Source organism: Nocardioides sp. L-11A, from assembly GCA_029961745.1.
Classification (GTDB): domain Bacteria; phylum Actinomycetota; class Actinomycetes; order Propionibacteriales; family Nocardioidaceae; genus Nocardioides.
In genome coordinates, this window is the sequence record CP124680.1 from 2129394 (window position 1) to 2144667 (window position 15274).

The window sequence follows — 15274 nt, forward strand, 5'->3', positions numbered from 1 at the left end:
GAGAACCGGTGATCAACGACACCCTCAACGAGGCCGACCAGAAGATGGGCAAGTCGGTCGACGCGACCCGCGAGGAGTTCGCGGCGATCCGCGCCGGGCGCGCGCACCCCAGCATGTTCAGCAAGATCCTCGTCGACTACTACGGTACGCCCACGCCGCTGCAGCAGCTGGCGTCGTTCACCGCTCCCGAGGCGCGGATCATCATCGTGTCGCCGTACGACGTGGGCGCGCTCAACAACGTCGAGAAGGCGATCCGCGACTCCGACCTGGGCGTCAACCCGTCCAGTGACGGCAAGCAGCTGCGCTGCGTCTTCCCCGAGCTCACCGAGGAGCGCCGCAAGGAGTTCATCAAGCTCGCCAAGGAGAAGGCCGAGGGCGGCAAGGTCGCCGTACGCCAGGTGCGCCAGAAGGCCAAGCAGAGCCTGGAGAAGCTCGAGAAGGACGGCGAGGTCGGCAAGGACGACGTCACCGGTGCCGAGAAGCGCCTGGACGGCCTGACCAAGAAGCACACCGAGGCGATCGACGAGCTGCTCAAGAACAAGGAAGCCGAGCTGCTCGAGGTCTGACCTCGACCCGCTCCCACATTCCATGTCCTCGACGTCCGACGCTGCCCCGACGAAGGACCACGGCCGCGCCGGCCGCGACCTGAAGGCGGCGGTCGGGTCCGCGGTCGTGCTGCTCAGCGCGATCGCGGCCTCCCTGCTGTTCTGGAAGCCGGCGTTCATGGTGATCGTCGCGATCGCCGTCGTCGTCGCGATGTGGGAGCTGCGCAAGGGCCTGCTCGCCAAGGACATCGACCTGCCCGAGCAGCCACTGATGGTCGGCGGCGTCGTGATGGTGGTCGTCGCCTACCTCTGGGGCTCCGCGGCCCTGGTGACGGCGACCGCGGTGAGCGCGCTGGTGATCATGCTGTGGCTGCTGCGCCGCGGCATCGACGGCTACGTCAAGAACGCCACCGCCTCCGTCTTCGCGCTCGTCTACGTGCCCTTCCTGGGCTCGTTCGTCGCGCTCATGCTCGCCGAGGGCGGCCGTGACGGCGGTGGCCTCGACGACCCGGGTGTGAAGGGGATCATCACCTTCATCCTCGTGACGATCGCCTCCGACATCGGCGGGTACGTCGCCGGCGTGCTCTTCGGCAAGCACCCGATGGCACCGGTGATCTCCCCGAAGAAGTCATGGGAGGGCTTCGCCGGATCGGCGCTGGCCACCGTCGGCGCGGGTGTCGCGCTCGTCGTGTGGCTGCTCGACGGCGACTGGTGGATCGGCGTGGCCCTGGGCCTGATCGCCGTCGTCATGGCCACCCTCGGCGACCTGTGCGAGTCGGTCATCAAGCGCGACCTCGGCATCAAGGACATGAGCCAGGTGATCCCGGGCCACGGCGGTCTGATGGACCGACTCGACTCGCTGCTCGCCACGATCGCACCGATCTGGCTGCTGCTGCACTACGGCATCTTCACCTGAGCGCGGTCAGTGCGGCGGGGAGGTCGCGCCCACGTGCGTAGCCACGCAGGGTGATCAGTCCGACCGCGACGGCCGCGGCCTCCCAGTCGGTGTCGGTCGCGACCTCGGCCAGCGAACGGAGGTCGGGCGCGTCCTGAGGTCGCGCATCGACCGTCGAGAGCAGCTTCAAGGCGATGAGGTGGCCGGTGCTGGCGACCGGGATCGTCACGCCCGGCAGGACGTCCATGGTCTCGGCGGCCGCGGTGATCTCCGGCTCGATTCCCGACGAGGCGAAGAGGAGATCGACGACGGCCGACCTACCCGCGCCGGGGCGCCCCAGCCGCGCCGTGGCAAGCCGCCCCGTCGTCTCGTGCTCGACGGTGCCGAGCACCTCATAGCCCAGGGAACGGAGGGCGAACACGAGCGCCTCGGCGCCCGCGTCGTCAGCGACCGCCACGGCGAGGTCGGCGTCGCGGGTGAACCTCGGCTCGGACCGCGCCGAGACGGCGAGCCCGCCCACGAGGGCGAAGTCGACCTCGAGCGACCGCAGCGCCGCCGCGGCGGTCGCCAGTTCGTCGCCGAGCAGCGTCACGGCGACCGGGGGAGGTCGACACGACGTCCGACGGCGTCGCCGTCGGAGGCACCTGGCCGCTCGCGCAGCCAGGCGCGCATGAACCCCTCGACCTCGGCATCGGAGGCTCCCGGGTGCTCGCGGCGGTACCGGAGTTCACGCATCTGCATCCCGGCCTCGCTCAACTCCAGAGCCAGCGCCAGCCCCTCGACGACCATGGCCACAGTCTAGGGAGCCGGTCACATCTCGCTGCGGATCGCCCACAGGTCGGGGAAGAGCGACCGGGTGACGGTGCTCCACAGGTAGGTCGCGCCCGAGGAACCGCCCGTACCGGGCTTGGCGCCGATGGTGCGCTCGACCATCTTCACGTGCCGGTAGCGCCACTCCTGCAGGCCCTCGTCGAGGTCGACCAGCCGCTCGGCGACCTGCGCGGCGCCACCGTCGTCGGCGTACGCCGTCAGGAGCAGGCGCTGCACGTCGGGGGACGGCTCCCAGGCGAGGCTCAGGTCACGGTCGAGCGCGGTCCGCGGGACGTCGTACCCCTGGGTGAGGAGGTAGCGCAGGAACGAGTCGAACACGGACGGCCGCGCCATCGCCGCGGCGATCCGCTCCCGGCCCTGGCTGCCGGCCGGGTAGTGCTCGAACACCCGCGCGTCGCGGCGGCCCAGGGTCGCCTCGAGTTCGCGGAACTGCGCGGACTGGAAGCCGCTGGACGCGTCGAGGCGGCCGCGGAAGCTGGTGAACTGGCGTGGGGTCATCGTCTCCAGGACGTCGACCTGCGCGACGTTGACCTTGAGGATCGTGAGCACCCGCCCGAGCGTGTGCAGGGCGCGCGGGGTGTCGCCCGCCTCGAGCCGCTGCTGGAGCCCGGTCAGCTCGTGCAGCATCTGCTTGAACCACAGCTCGTAGACCTGGTGGATCACGATGAAGAGCAGCTCGTCGTGCTCGTCCGAGCGGGGGTGCTGCGCGGACAGGACGTCGTCGAGGGCGAGGTAGCTGCTGTAGGTGAGGGACGGGTGCTGTCCCGGGGTCTGCTCGGTCACCGACCTACTGTCACAGGTCGGCGAGCTTCCCGGCCAGTACGACGCGCTCCGACTCGTTGCCGCACAGGTCCAGGGCGCGCTGCAGATCGGTCCGGGCCTCGTCCGTGCGGCCCATCCGGCGCAGCAGCTCGCCGCGCACACCGGGCAGCAGCGGGGAGCCGGCGAGGGCCCCCTGCGCGGCCAGGGCGTCGACCAGTGGAAGCGCGGCGGCGGGACCTGCGGCCATGGAGACGGCGACCGCGCGGTTGAGCTCGACGACGGGGGAGGGGGCGATCCGGCCGAGCGCCTCGTAGAGCGACACGACCCGGTCCCAGTCGGTCGTCGCCACCGACGCGGCCCGGGCATGGCAGGCGGCGATGGCGGCCTGGATGCCGTAGGCGCCGAGGCCCTGGCCGACCCGCTCGGCCCGGTCCAGGGCGGCCTGGCCGCGCCGGATCGCCGTACGGTCCCAACGGCGGCGGTCCTGGTCCTCGAGGAGGACCGGAGCGCCGGCCGGCGTCGTCCGGGCCGGGAACCGGGCTGCCGTCAGCTCCAGCAGGGCGAGCAGCCCGTGCGCCTCGGGCTCGTCGGGCACCAGCCGGGCCAGGACCCGGGCCATCCGGATCGCCTCCCGGGCCAGGTCGGCCCGGATCCAGGCGTCGCCGGACGTCGCGGACGAGCCCTCGGTGAAGATGACGTAGACGACGCCGAGGACCGCCCGGAGCCGGTCGCGCCACTCCTGCGGCGGAGGGACGACGAAGGCGACCCGGGCCGCCGCCAGCGTCTTCTTGGCGCGGGTGATCCGGGCCTGGACGGTCGCGGTCGGCACGAGGAACGCCCGGGCGATCTCGTCGCTGGTGAGGCCGCCGACGGCGCGCAGGGTCAGCGCGACCTGGGACTCGGGGGAGAGGGTGGGGTGACAGGCGATGAAGACGAGCGCGAGCAGGTCGTCGTCGATGCGGCCGGGGTCGGCGAGCAGGTCGAGGTCGCCGTCGTCGACCGCGGTGGCGCGGGAGGCCAGGTCGTGGCCGAGGACGGCGTACCGCTCGTCGCGGGCGGCGCGGCGCCGGAACCCGTCGATCGCCCGGCGCCGACCGACGGTCAGCAGCCAGCCCGCAGGGCTCGCCGGGACGCCGTCGCGCGGCCACGCGACGAGCGCCTCGGCGAACGCCTCCTGGGCGAGGTCCTCGGCCAGGGTGAAGTCGCCGGTGTACCGGGCCAGCGCGCCGACGATCCGTGCGGACTCGATCCGCCACACGGCCTCGACGGCGCGCCGACCCTCGGCACCCCGGGACGACGCGGTCACAGCTGGCCGGTCGCCTCGCGCCAGGCCCGCTCCTTCTGGATCCACACGTTGTCCTGCGGGAACTCGTCGATCGAGCTGACCCGGCGGATCTCGGCCTTCATGCCCGGGCCCGCGAGCGGGGCCCGCTTCGCCCACGCCGTGGCCTCCTCCAGGGACGCGACGTCGACGATCCAGTAGCCGCCGAACAGCTCCTTGGTCTCGCCGTACGGGCCGTCGGTGACGACCGGCGGCTGGCTGGAGTAGTCGACGACCACGCCGGTGGCCGGATCGGGGTCGAGGCCCTCCGCGGCGATGAGGACGCCGGCCTGGACCATCTCGTCGTTGAAGCGGCCCATCGCCTCCATGATCTCCTCGAACGGGATGTCGCTGTCGGCGAAGGCCGCCTCGGCCTCGTCGGTGGACCGCATGATCAGCATGTACTTCATGATGTTCTCCGTTGGTGGTCGGGGGTCGCGTCTCGACCCTTCCATTCCTCGGTCGATCGGGGAACCGGTGGATCGACATCGACGGACGACTTTCTCGCCGCGCGGCGATTTCGGGTCGCGACCGGCGGCTGATACCGGCTGATTGGCCTCCGGCCGCTACGATCGCCCGGACATGACTGAGGCAGGCGAGGGCCGCGCGGGCGGCGAGGTGGACGCACCGGACGACAGGTCCCGGCGCCCCGACTGGTTCCACCGCGGGCACCCCGTGTTCTTCCCGCTCGCCGGCTTCTTCACCGGCATGGTGGCGGTCATCGTCGTCCCCGGCCTGTACGCCGCCATCGTCAAGTGGCTCGCGGGCTACCAGCGGGTCGAGGAGCTGTTCCCCTTCGTCCTGCTCATGTTCGTCGTCCCGATCGGCATGCTCGTGCCGCAGCACACCCGCCGGTTCGGCCGCTACCTGCTGCTCGGCATGGTCTCCACCCTGCTCGTCGTCGTGGCGGTCGGCGTGGCGGTCGTCTGGTTCCTGCTCAACAAGGACGCCTGAGCGGCCTTTGCGCGTCTCGGCGTCGATCCCGGGGGATTGGGCGCCTGTGCTCCCGGGTGGGAGGATCGTGGGGACATGTCCGAGCAGCCCGACGCGCAGCCGCGCCCGCTTCCCCTCGTCCTCACCGAGCCCCGGGGTCGTAGGAAGCCACCCCGGCACCTCGCGGACCTCAGCGACGCGGAGCGCAAGGACCTGCTGGTCGAGATGGGCCTGCCCGGCTTCCGGGCCAAGCAGCTCGGCATGCACTACTTCGGCCGGCTGGTCCACGACCCCGCCGAGATGACCGACCTGCCGGCCACCCAGCGTGCTGAGCTGGTCGACGCCCTCCTGCCGGACCTGATGGACCCGATCCGGCAGCAGAGCGCCGACAAGGGCACGACGGTCAAGACGCTGTGGAAGCTGTTCGACGGATCGCTCGTCGAGTCGGTCCTGATGCGCTACAAGGACCGCGCCACGATCTGCATCTCGAGCCAGGCCGGCTGCGGCATGGCCTGTCCGTTCTGTGCGACCGGACAGGGCGGCCTGCAGCGCAACATGTCGACCGCGGAGATCGTGCACCAGGTCGTGGTCGGCGCCCGGGCGATGGCCAACGGCGACGTCGCGGGTGGCCCCGGGCGGCTGTCCAATGTCGTCTTCATGGGCATGGGCGAGCCGCTCGCCAACTACAAGGCCACCCTGGGCGCCGTACGCCGTCTCACCGAGCCGGCGCCGTCCGGGCTGGGCCTGTCGGCCCGCCACGTGACGGTCTCCACCGTGGGCCTGGTGCCCCGGATCAGGCAGCTCGCCGGCGAGGGCATCCCCGTCACACTCGCGCTGTCCCTGCACGCTCCCGACGACGAGCTGCGCAACGACCTGGTGCCGATCAACACCCGCTTCTCCGTCGCCGAGACGGTCGATGCCGCCTACGAGTACTTCGAGAGGACCGGGCGGCGGGTCTCGATCGAGTACGCCCTGATGCGCGACATCAACGACCAGGGCTGGCGGGCCGACCTGCTCGCCGACGTACTGTCCGCGGAGGGCCGTGGCACGGGCTGGGTCCACATCAACCCGATCCCGCTCAACGAGGTGCCGGGATCGCAGTTCACCCGCTCCCGCGAGGAGGACATGGCCGAGTTCGTCCGCCGCCTCGAGGCCCGGGGCATCGCGACGACCCTGCGGGACACCCGGGGCAGCGAGATCGACGCGGCCTGCGGGCAGCTCGCCGCCCAGGCCTGAGCGCCCGCACGCGCACCGGCTCGGCTTGTAACTAAGGGTTACAGCACTGATTGCGGTGCAACAACGCCCGGGTAGTGGCAACAACGCCCGGGTAGTCGCGTCCGGTGCCCGTCGTACGCCCGTCAGCCGCGGGCGGCCGCCGTACCGGAGGTGCGGGGGCATCTACCTCGGTGCTGTGACACCTACCCGGGCGATATTGCGCCGTCTTTCGTGCTGTAACCCTTAGTTACAAGCGGCGGCGCCCGCTACGCCAGGGGGTTGGCGACCAGGAGCTCGACATTGCGGTCGTCGAGGGTGCCGAGGCCGCCGTCGTGGTCGTGCCAGTCGTTGGCGGCGAGCTCGCGGGCGAGGCCGGCGAGCTGCTCGGGGGTGGCGGTGCCGGCGCCGGCCGAGGCGGGGCCGGCGTGGTCGACCATGGTGGTGAAGACCGACAGGGTGCCGTCGAGGTTGTCGGCGATCTCGATGATCCGGGCCTGCTGGGGCCAGTCGATGTGGGAGGCGGTGGTGATCTCCCACAGGCCGCCGCCTCCCGGACGAGGGCGCGGGGTGATCTTGTTGCGGTGCGTGTGGCCGTTGATCCAGGCGACGACCGACGGGGTCGCGAGCAGCCGGTCGAGGACGGTGCCGCCGGTGACCCGGCCCTCCAGGGAGCCGCCGGTGGCGATCAGCGGGTTGCCCATGGTGTCGGAGGTGTGGTGGCTGAAGACCAGCACGACCTTGTCGCCGGACTGGGCCAGCAAGGAGCTGAGCCAGGCGAACTGGGTCGTGTCGAGGGAGCCGTCGGCGTAGCCGTTGGGGTTGACGGTGTCGAGGACGACGAACCGGAACCGGCCCTGGTCGAAGTGGTAGTACGCCGTGCCCTGCTGCCGGTTGGTGCTCGTGAAGCCGTGGCCGAAGGGAAGGCCGCCGAGCTGGAAGTGCTGCTCCACGATCTGCTTGCGGTTGAGCAGGCGGCGGTCGCGGTCGGGGGTGACCAGCCGGACGGTGGCGCTGGTCGCTCCGCTGAGCAGGGTGGTCAGCAGCGCGGCGGGATCGCCGGTGAGATCCTGCAGCAGCTGGCCCGGGTCGAGGCCGAGCGGCGGCGAGATGATCTTGAGCGCACCGAGCGCGATCAGGTTGAGCTGCAGCGTGGACGCGGGGAAGTTGCCCTGCGCGAGGCCGTCGTGATTGCCGAAGACGGAGTACCACGGGATGTTCAGGCCCTCGGCCGTGAAGGGGCGGCGGGCGGCGTCGAGCAGGCCGGGGATCACGGGGAAGCCGTACTCCGCGCTCGGGCGATCCACGGGCCGGCCGCTCGGATTGCCCTCGGGGTGCCAGTACGCGCCGTCGTACGTCGCCTTGAAGCTGTCGGCGACGCCCTCCCACTTGTTGAGGCGACCGGAGTCGACGCGCATCGTGCCGCCGTTGAGGGCGGTGATATTCCAGCGCACCTCGTTGAGCTGGGAGTTGTCGGAGTTGTCGCCGGTCTGGATGGCCAGCGCGAACGGCGTGCCGGTGACCGGACCGCTGCCGATCCGGTTGATCGCGCGCACCATCGAGTCGGCGACCTGGCCGGTCAGCATCTCCTGCGGTCGGTACGACGAGGAGAACAGCCCGATCGCGGGGAGCGGGCTCGGGTCGTCGAGCCGGTCGGTCCACTCCAGGCGCAGCGGCGACTGGGCGTCGACGACATGGATGTCGCTGAGCTGCACGAAGGAGAGGAGGCCCTGGCGGCGGGTGGCGCGGCCGGCGTCGCTGACGACGCCGAGCGCGGTCCGTGGACGGTGCGGCTCGCCGGCGGCGGCGATGACAGCGCGGTAGCCGCCGGCTCCGGGAGGGCCGGGGACATAGGTCCGGGCCAGCGTGGCGGGGTCCGTGGGCGCCGCGGCGGCCGAGCGCAGCACGCCCGGGAGCGCGGTGGCCGCGGCGGCGAGGCCGCCGGCGGCGATGGCGTTGCGGATCAGGTTCCGGCGAGAGATCTCCACGAACCGGGCAACGAGCCGGGGCCGAGGTGGGTCACGTCCTGCCGCGGGCGGCACGCCCTGCGATGCCTGGCGTTCACGAACGGGTCGCCGGACACTCGCGCAACCGTGACGGCCCGTTGGCGCGCCCTCCCTAGCGTCGGTGTCATGGCTGAGGTCATGAGCGAGGCGATGAGTGAGGCGAGCAGACTCCGCGTCCTGGTGGTCGCCGAGTCCTTCCTCCCGCAGATCAACGGAGTGACCAACTCGGTACGCCGGGTGCTCGAGCACCTCGCGGCCGAGGGGCACCATGCCGAGCTCGTGGCGCCGACCGGCCCGGACACGTACGCCGGATTCCGGGTCCGTCGCGCCCGGGGCGCGAACCTGCCGTTCTACCCGGACTTCCGGCTGGGTCTGGAGACCCGTCGTCGGCTGCGCCAGCGGATGGTCCGCTTCCGTCCCGACGTCGTCCACATCGCGTCGCCCGCGACCCTCGGCTACCAGGCCGCCCGGGCCGCCGGCGAGCTGGGCATCCCCACGGTGGCGATCTACCAGACCGACCTGGTCGGCTTCGCCGAGCGGTACGACGTGCCGGGCGGCGTGCGGGCCGCGGCCGGACTCACCCGCCGCATCCACCATCAGGTCGACCGCACCCTCGCCCCGTCGACGGCCAGCATCGACCAGCTCCGCGCGCTCGGCGTCCCGGAGGTCCACCGCTGGGGGAGGGGCGTCGACCTGGTCGCCTTCCATCCGCGACACCGCGACGAGGAGCTGCGCCGGCGGATCGCGCCCGACGGCCGGCTCCTGGTCGGGTACGTCGGCCGGCTGGCCGCGGAGAAGGAGCTCGATCTGCTGCGGCATCTCGCCGACGACCCGCGCCACACCCTGGTGGTCGTCGGCGCGGGCCCCGAGGAACAGCGCCTGCGGAGCCTGCTCGGCACTCGGGCGAGCTTCCTCGGCCTCCTGCATGGCGACGAGCTGAGCCGCGCCTACGCCTCACTGGACGTGTTCGTCCACACCGGCCGCTACGAGACCTACTGCCAGTCGGCCCAGGAAGCGCTGGCCTCGGGCGTCCCGGTGGTCGCCCCCGCCGCCGGTGGCCCGGTCGACGTCGTCGCGCACGGCGCCTCCGGCCTGCTGTACCGCCCCGGTGACGGCGCGGACCTGGCCGCGGCGGTGGACCGGCTGGTCGGCGACGCCGAGCTGCGGGCCCGGATGTCAGCGTCCGCGTTGCGGGCGGTGCAGGAGCGGTCCTGGTACGCGATCAACGAGCAGCTGGTCGCGCACTACCGTGCGGTGGCCGGGGGAGAGGTCAGCGCCCGCGTGGCGTGAACAGCGCCGCGGCCTCCTCGACCGTGTCGACGAGATGGACGTGTTGCTCCATCGCGCGGCCGCGGGCCAGGGCCCGCAGCAGCGGCCAGGCCGGGAGCTCCTCGGTCCAGTAGCGGCGGCCGACGAGCACCATCGGGGCCACGTCTTCATCGGCGGCGTAGTAGTTCTCGCAGGCGTCCTGGAAGATCTCCTGCACCGTGCCGCCGGCACCGGGCAGGAACACGATCCCCGCGTCGCACACCATCAGCAGGATCGCCTCGCGCAGCGCGTTGCGGAAGTACTTCGCGATCGCCGTCGCGAACAGGTTCGGCGGCTCGTGGCCGTAGTGCCAGGTGGGTACGCCGAGCGACGGGCTCGGGTCCGGCGCGAGCGCGAGGGCCTCTCGGGCGGCGGCGGCCCAGGCGTCCACCGAGGGCCGGAAGGACGGCACGTCGGCGACCCGGCGCAACGCTTCGGCGAGGGCGGCCCGGGGCGCGGCGGCCATCCGGCCGCCGAGGTTGGCGGCCTCCATGGCGCCGGGTCCGCCGCCGGTGGCGACGACATGGTCGCGACCGAGCAGGGCACCCAGGCGCGCCGCCTCGTCGTACGCCGGGGTGCCGCGGTCGGCCGCGTGGCCGCCCATGACGCCCACCAGCCCGGTCGTCGCGTGCTCGTCGACCCAGCTGCCGAGGGCGGTGTCGATGGCCTGGTCGTGCAGCACCTCCGCGAGCGCCTCGGCGGGCCCGGACGTGGCCAGCGCCCAGTGGTAGGCGCGGCTGTCGAAGGAGTCGGCGTAGCCGGGCGCGTCGTAGAGCTCGCCGGGCGTGTAGAGGCGGGTCCGGGTGACGTCGAGGCCCGCGACGTGATCGGCCGCCGCGGCGCCGGCCCCGGCCTCGAGGGCGTGGTCGGCGTCGGTGCGGCAGGCGACGACGAGGCTCCGGGTGCGGGTGCTCCTCACGGCCCGGACGCTACCTGCCCGGTGTCTGCTCTGTGGGATGCCATTTGTCTAGTGATTAACTTGACTTTAACCTTGGTGAGACATCGCCCCGTGTGACCCAGGGGCCAGCGACAGGAGCCACCGATGACCTATCGTCCCGAGACCCTCGCCGTCCACGCCGGCCAGGAGCAGGCAGACCCCGCCACCAACGCGCGGGCGGTGCCGATCTACCAGACGACGTCGTACGTCTTCAACGACACCGAGCACGCCGCGAACCTGTTCGCGCTCGCCGAGCCCGGCAACATCTACACGCGGATCATGAATCCGACGCAGTCGGTCTTCGAGGACCGGATGACCCAGCTCGAGGGCGGCGTCGGCGCGCTCGCCACCGCGTCCGGCTCGTCCGCCGTGACGTACTCGGTGCTCAACCTGACCTACGCCGGCGACAACATCGTCGCCCTCTCCACGCTGTACGGCGGCACCTACGCGCTCTTCGCGCACACGCTGCCCCAGTTCGGCATCGAGGTCCGCTTCGTCGACCCCGACCGCCCCGAGGACCTCGCCAAGCACGTCGACGAGAAGACCAAGCTGGTCTTCGCCGAGACCGTCGGCAACCCGAAGATCAACGTCGTCGACATCCGGGCCTGGGCGGACGCGGCCCACGCCCAGGGCCTGCCGCTGATCGTCGACAACACCGCGCCGACGCCGTACCTCGCGCGGATCTTCGACCAGGGCGCCGATGTGGCGGTGCACGCCGCGACCAAGTACATCGGCGGCCACGGCACCTCCATCGGCGGCATCATCGTCGACTCCGGCAACTTCGACTGGGCGGCCCATGCCGAGCGCTTCCCCGGCCTCACCCAGCCCGACGGCGCCTACCACGGCGTGGTGTGGACCGAGGCGGTCGGCAACCTCGCCTACATCATCCGGGCCCGGACCGTGCTGCTGCGCAACACCGGTGCCGCCGTCGCGCCGCTCAACTCCTGGCTCTTCCTGCAGGGCCTGGAGACCCTCCACCTGCGTATGGAGCGGCACAGCGCCAACGCGCTCGCCGTCGCGGAGTACCTCCAGGCCCACGACGCGGTCTCCTGGGTCAGCTACCCGGGTCTCGCGGACAGCCCCTACAAGGCCGTCGCCGACCGCACCTTCACCGGCAAGGGGTACGGCGGCCTGGTCAGCTTCGGCGTGAAGTCGGGCCGCGACGGGGGCAAGCGGTTCGTCGAGGCGCTCGGCCTGTTCAGCCACCTCGCCAACATCGGCGACACCAAGTCGCTGGCGATCCACAACGCGACCACCACCCACTCGCAGCTCACCCCGGAGGAGCTCGAGGCGGCCGGTGTGCCGGAGGACATGGTCCGGCTCTCGATCGGCATCGAGAACGTGGACGACATCATCGCCGACCTCGAGCAGGCCCTCGCCGCGTCGAAGTGAGGCGGAGGTAGGTTCATCGCCCGTGGGGACGATGGGATACGTCGAGACCCAGCGGGTCGTGCTCGCCACCGAGCGCGACCCGCTGGTCCTGACAGGCGGTACGGCACTGGAGCACCTCGAGGTCGCGTACGAGACCTACGGCGAGCTCAACGCCGCGCGTGACAACGCGATCATGGTGTGCCATGCCCTGACGGGCGACGCCCACGCGGCCGGCCTGCACCTCGGCGCCAAGCGGCGCGGGTGGTGGGACAACCTGATCGGCCCCGGCAAGGCCGTGGACACCGACCGGTTCTTCGTCGTGAGCGCCAACCTGCTCGGCGGCTGCGCCGGCACGACCGGTCCCTCGTCGGTCGACCCCGCCACCGGCCGGGCCTACGGACCGGACTTCCCGGCCCTCGACATGGCCGACTTCGTCGCCGTTCACCGGCGCCTGCTCGACCACCTCGGCATCGGCCGGCTGCACGCGGCGGTCGGCGGCTCGATGGGCGGCATGCAGATCCTCGAGTGGGCGCTGCGGGAGCCGGAGCGGATCGAGCGGGCGGTCCTGGTCGCCGCGAGCTCGCGGCTGACCACCGAGAACATCGCGTTCTCCGCCGTCGCCCGGGCCGCGATCATGGAGGACCCCGACTTCCACGGCGGCCGGTACGCCGAGCACGGCGTCACGCCCCGGCACGGGCTCAAGATCGCGCGGATGATGGCCCACATCACCTACGTCTCCGACATGTCGCTGGAGACCAAGTTCGGCCACCGGCGCGACACCACGGGCCTCGACCGGCGCCTCGGCACGGACTTCGAGGTCGAGCACTACCTCCAGCACCAGGGCGAGAGCTTCCTGGACCGCTTCGATGCTCTGTCGTATCTCCATCTGACCCGGCCGATGGACTACTTCGATCCGTTCGGCACCCACCCGGACGTCGTCCCGACGACCCGCTTCCGGCTGGTGTCCTTCGACTCGGACTGGCGCTTCCCGACCGCCCACTCGCTGCGGATCCGCGACCAGCTGGCGGCGCGCGGCGTCAGCGTGGAGCACACCGAGCTGGCCTCGCCGTGGGGCCATGACTCCTTCCTGCTGGAGCCGCCCGGCTACCACGACCTGGTGCGCTCCTTCCTGGCCTGACCCCATCGGGCAGACTGGCGGCGTGTTCGTCCATGACGCCCAGCCGATGCGGGTGGTCTTCGGGTCCGGCGCCGTCGAACGGGTGGCCGAGGAGGTCGACCGTCTCGGCCTGCGCCGGGTGCTCGTGCTCTCGACGCCCCGGCAGGGGGTACTCGCCGCCCGGGTGACGGCGCTGCTGGGCGAGCGTGCGGCCGGCACCTTCGACGGTGCCCGGATGCACGTTCCCGTGGCGAGTGTCGTCGCGGCGGAGGCGGTCGTCGCCGCGACCGGCGCGGACGGCTGTCTGGCGATCGGGGGCGGATCGACGATCGGGCTGGCCAAGGCGCTCGCGCTGCGGCTGGGCCTCCCGTCGGTGGTCGTCCCCACGACCTATGCCGGCTCCGAGATGACACCGATCTGGGGGCTGACCGAGGACGGGCGGAAGACCACCGGTCGCGATCCCGTGGTGCTGCCGCGCTCGGTGGTCTACGACCCCGACCTGACCCACGACCTGCCTGCCGCCGTGTCGGGGCCGAGCGGGCTGAACGCGATCGCGCACGCGGTCGAGGCGCTCTACGCCCCCGACGGCACCCCGGTCGTCAGCGCGCTGGCCGAGCGCGGGGTCCGCGATCTGGTGACCGCGCTGCCGTCGGTCGTCGCCGACGGGAGCGACGCCGAGGCGCGCAGCCGGGCGCTGGAGGGTGCCTGGCTGTGCGGCGCCTGTCTCGGAGCGACCACGATGGGCCTGCACCACAAGCTGTGTCACGCGCTCGGCGGCATGCTCGACCTGCCCCACGCCGAGACCCACGCGATCGTGCTGCCCCATGTCGCCGCCTACAACCTCGCGGTCGCCCCCGAGGCGGAGGCCGTGCTGCGCCGCACGCTCGAGACCGACGACGTCGCCGCGGCCCTGCGCGCCCTCGCCCGGCAGGTCGGCGTCCCCGACGGGCTCCGCGCCCTCGGGGTGGACCACGCCGACCTCGCCCGCGTCGTGGACGAGGTCCTCGCCGCGCCGTACCGCAACCCGCGCACGCCGACCCGCGGCGACCTCGAGGCGATCCTCGAGGCCGCCTGGCAGGGCGGTTCCTAGCGGCTCCCCGTCGTCCGCACTCGCCCCGACGGCTCAGAACGCTTGGGCCATCAGCTCGCCGAACAGCTCCTGTGGATCGACCTCCAGGCCCCGGCGGGCGAACCACGCGCACACGTTCGTGCAGTCGCGCAGGAGGAACTCGAAGCCCTGTGCGTTGCCGGCCAGGTCGACCAGCTGCGGCAGGTCGATGACCACGAGTCGCTCGCCGGTGGCCAGGATGTTGTAGGCGGACAGGTCGCCGTGCACCAGCCCGGCCTCGACGAGCGTGAGCAGGACGGCACGCAGCTGGTCGAAGTACGACGCGAGCAGGGCCGGCTCCGGCCGTGTCTGCGCCAGCCGGGGCGCCGTGTCGCCGTCGACGGTGATCCACTCCATCAGGATCTCCGTCCCGTCGACCTGCACGGGGTAGGGCACCGGCAGCCCGAGCGACCAGCATCGGTTGAGCGCCGTCCATTCCGCGACCGCCCACTCGCCGGCGGCGACCTCCCGGCCGAAGGTGCTCTTGCGCTTGATCGCCCGCTCGTCGCGGGAGCGCTTCATGCTGCGTCCCTCGGTGTAGGCCGCCGACCGGTGGAAGCTGCGGTGCTCGGGGGAGCGGTAACGCTTCGCGGCCATCACGACGCTCTGCGCCGGGTCGTGGGGATCGGTCCGGTCGAGCAGGAAGACGTCGGCCTCCTTGCCGGTCTTGAGGATGCCGAGGTCGGTGTCGATCGCGCCCTGGGACGTGACGACCCAGGCGGGGCGCGGCTCGGGGCCGCGGGACAGTGGCTCGACGTCGAGCCAGGTGGACCAGCGCTGGCCGTCCTCGAGGTCGTCGTAGGCGACGTAGTCGAAGACGAAGCGCGGGTCGAGATCAGAGTCGGGGGAGAGGTTCTCCTGGGACACGGTGGTTCCTTGGGGTCGAGAGGATGCGGTCTGAGGGCAGGCCGGCGACAGCGATCGACAT

General features: G+C 72.0%; 16 protein-coding genes. 8 read left to right on the plus strand and 8 right to left on the minus strand.

What is annotated here, in order from left to right:
• The first annotated feature begins 11 nt into the window (after positions 1-11).
• On the plus strand, positions 12-566 hold the full coding sequence (gene frr / locus QJ852_10130; protein WGX99443.1) for a ribosome recycling factor: 555 nt from the start codon (positions 12-14) through the stop codon (positions 564-566).
• Between the two features lie 22 nt (positions 567-588).
• The gene (locus QJ852_10135; GenBank protein ID WGX98788.1) at positions 589-1461 is read left to right on the plus strand and encodes a phosphatidate cytidylyltransferase; all 873 of its coding nucleotides are present in this window, start codon (positions 589-591) and stop codon (positions 1459-1461) included.
• On the opposite strand, the gene QJ852_10140 is transcribed toward QJ852_10135, so the two are convergent.
• The 5 genes from QJ852_10140 to QJ852_10160 are packed head-to-tail and all read right to left on the minus strand — an operon-like array spanning position 1454 to position 4764.
• A complete protein-coding gene (locus QJ852_10140) occupies positions 1454-2032 on the minus strand; it encodes a nucleotidyl transferase AbiEii/AbiGii toxin family protein (GenBank protein WGX98789.1) in 579 nt (192 codons plus the stop codon). The two genes, QJ852_10135 and QJ852_10140, sit on opposite strands and share 8 nt — an antisense overlap.
• Positions 2029-2229: a hypothetical protein gene (locus QJ852_10145; GenBank protein WGX98790.1), complete on the minus strand. Its 201-nt coding sequence runs from the start codon at positions 2227-2229 to the stop codon at positions 2029-2031. Before QJ852_10145 ends, QJ852_10140 begins: the two co-directional genes overlap by 4 nt.
• Before the next feature lie 21 nt (positions 2230-2250).
• The gene (locus QJ852_10150; protein WGX98791.1) at positions 2251-3054 is read right to left on the minus strand and encodes a tryptophan 2,3-dioxygenase family protein; all 804 of its coding nucleotides are present in this window, start codon (positions 3052-3054) and stop codon (positions 2251-2253) included.
• Positions 3055-3064: 10 nt separating this feature from the next.
• On the minus strand, positions 3065-4339 hold the full coding sequence (locus QJ852_10155; GenBank protein WGX98792.1) for a sigma-70 family RNA polymerase sigma factor: 1275 nt from the start codon (positions 4337-4339) through the stop codon (positions 3065-3067).
• Positions 4336-4764: a YciI family protein gene (locus QJ852_10160; protein ID WGX98793.1), complete on the minus strand. Its 429-nt coding sequence runs from the start codon at positions 4762-4764 to the stop codon at positions 4336-4338. The genes QJ852_10155 and QJ852_10160 overlap by 4 nt, the downstream gene beginning before the upstream one ends.
• 172 nt (positions 4765-4936) lie before the next feature.
• Between QJ852_10160 and QJ852_10165 the strand changes: the two genes are divergently transcribed.
• Together QJ852_10165 and rlmN are read left to right on the plus strand one after the other, a co-directional pair.
• Positions 4937-5308 (plus strand): hypothetical protein, encoded by a 372-nt coding sequence (locus tag QJ852_10165; protein ID WGX98794.1) that lies wholly within the window; start codon positions 4937-4939, stop codon positions 5306-5308.
• Between the two features lie 75 nt (positions 5309-5383).
• Complete coding sequence (rlmN, locus tag QJ852_10170) at positions 5384-6523, plus strand: 23S rRNA (adenine(2503)-C(2))-methyltransferase RlmN (GenBank protein ID WGX98795.1); 1140 nt, start codon at positions 5384-5386, stop codon at positions 6521-6523.
• Positions 6524-6768: 245 nt separating this feature from the next.
• Here rlmN and QJ852_10175 read toward each other — a convergent pair whose 3' ends face one another.
• Positions 6769-8487: a TIGR03767 family metallophosphoesterase gene (locus QJ852_10175; protein ID WGX98796.1), complete on the minus strand. Its 1719-nt coding sequence runs from the start codon at positions 8485-8487 to the stop codon at positions 6769-6771.
• A 144-nt stretch (positions 8488-8631) separates the two neighbouring features.
• Here QJ852_10175 and QJ852_10180 point away from each other — a divergent pair, with 144 nt between their 5' ends.
• Positions 8632-9795 (plus strand): glycosyltransferase family 1 protein, encoded by a 1164-nt coding sequence (locus tag QJ852_10180; protein ID WGX98797.1) that lies wholly within the window; start codon positions 8632-8634, stop codon positions 9793-9795.
• On the opposite strand, the gene QJ852_10185 is transcribed toward QJ852_10180, so the two are convergent.
• Positions 9776-10732 (minus strand): Rossmann fold nucleotide-binding protein, encoded by a 957-nt coding sequence (locus QJ852_10185; protein WGX98798.1) that lies wholly within the window; start codon positions 10730-10732, stop codon positions 9776-9778. The two genes, QJ852_10180 and QJ852_10185, sit on opposite strands and share 20 nt — an antisense overlap.
• 123 nt (positions 10733-10855) lie before the next feature.
• On the opposite strand from QJ852_10185, the gene QJ852_10190 reads away from it, so the two are divergent.
• The 3 genes from QJ852_10190 to QJ852_10200 are packed head-to-tail and all read left to right on the plus strand — an operon-like array spanning position 10856 to position 14328.
• Complete coding sequence (locus tag QJ852_10190; GenBank protein ID WGX98799.1) at positions 10856-12142, plus strand: O-acetylhomoserine aminocarboxypropyltransferase/cysteine synthase; 1287 nt, start codon at positions 10856-10858, stop codon at positions 12140-12142.
• A 31-nt stretch (positions 12143-12173) separates the two neighbouring features.
• A complete protein-coding gene (locus QJ852_10195) occupies positions 12174-13259 on the plus strand; it encodes a homoserine O-acetyltransferase (protein WGX99444.1) in 1086 nt (361 codons plus the stop codon).
• Positions 13260-13281: 22 nt separating this feature from the next.
• On the plus strand, positions 13282-14328 hold the full coding sequence (locus tag QJ852_10200) for a maleylacetate reductase (GenBank protein WGX98800.1): 1047 nt from the start codon (positions 13282-13284) through the stop codon (positions 14326-14328).
• Between the two features lie 33 nt (positions 14329-14361).
• Here QJ852_10200 and QJ852_10205 read toward each other — a convergent pair whose 3' ends face one another.
• Positions 14362-15213: an RIO1 family regulatory kinase/ATPase gene (locus QJ852_10205; GenBank protein ID WGX98801.1), complete on the minus strand. Its 852-nt coding sequence runs from the start codon at positions 15211-15213 to the stop codon at positions 14362-14364.
• Between the last annotated feature and the right edge of the window lie 61 nt (positions 15214-15274).

Excerpts from the sequence above, each read along its gene's own strand:
- QJ852_10145 (WGX98790.1), bottom strand. The coding sequence starts at position 2,229 with ATGGTCGTCGAGGGGCTGGCGCTGGCTCTGGAGTTGAGCGAGGCCGGG.
- rlmN (WGX98795.1), top strand. The coding sequence starts at position 5,384 with ATGTCCGAGCAGCCCGACGCGCAGCCGCGCCCGCTTCCCCTCGTCCTC.
- QJ852_10190 (WGX98799.1), top strand. The coding sequence starts at position 10,856 with ATGACCTATCGTCCCGAGACCCTCGCCGTCCACGCCGGCCAGGAGCAG.
- QJ852_10180 (WGX98797.1), top strand. The coding sequence starts at position 8,632 with ATGGCTGAGGTCATGAGCGAGGCGATGAGTGAGGCGAGCAGACTCCGC.
- QJ852_10135 (WGX98788.1), top strand. The coding sequence starts at position 589 with ATGTCCTCGACGTCCGACGCTGCCCCGACGAAGGACCACGGCCGCGCC.
- QJ852_10195 (WGX99444.1), top strand. The coding sequence starts at position 12,174 with ATGGGATACGTCGAGACCCAGCGGGTCGTGCTCGCCACCGAGCGCGAC.
- QJ852_10160 (WGX98793.1), bottom strand. The coding sequence starts at position 4,764 with ATGAAGTACATGCTGATCATGCGGTCCACCGACGAGGCCGAGGCGGCC.
- QJ852_10165 (WGX98794.1), top strand. The coding sequence starts at position 4,937 with ATGACTGAGGCAGGCGAGGGCCGCGCGGGCGGCGAGGTGGACGCACCG.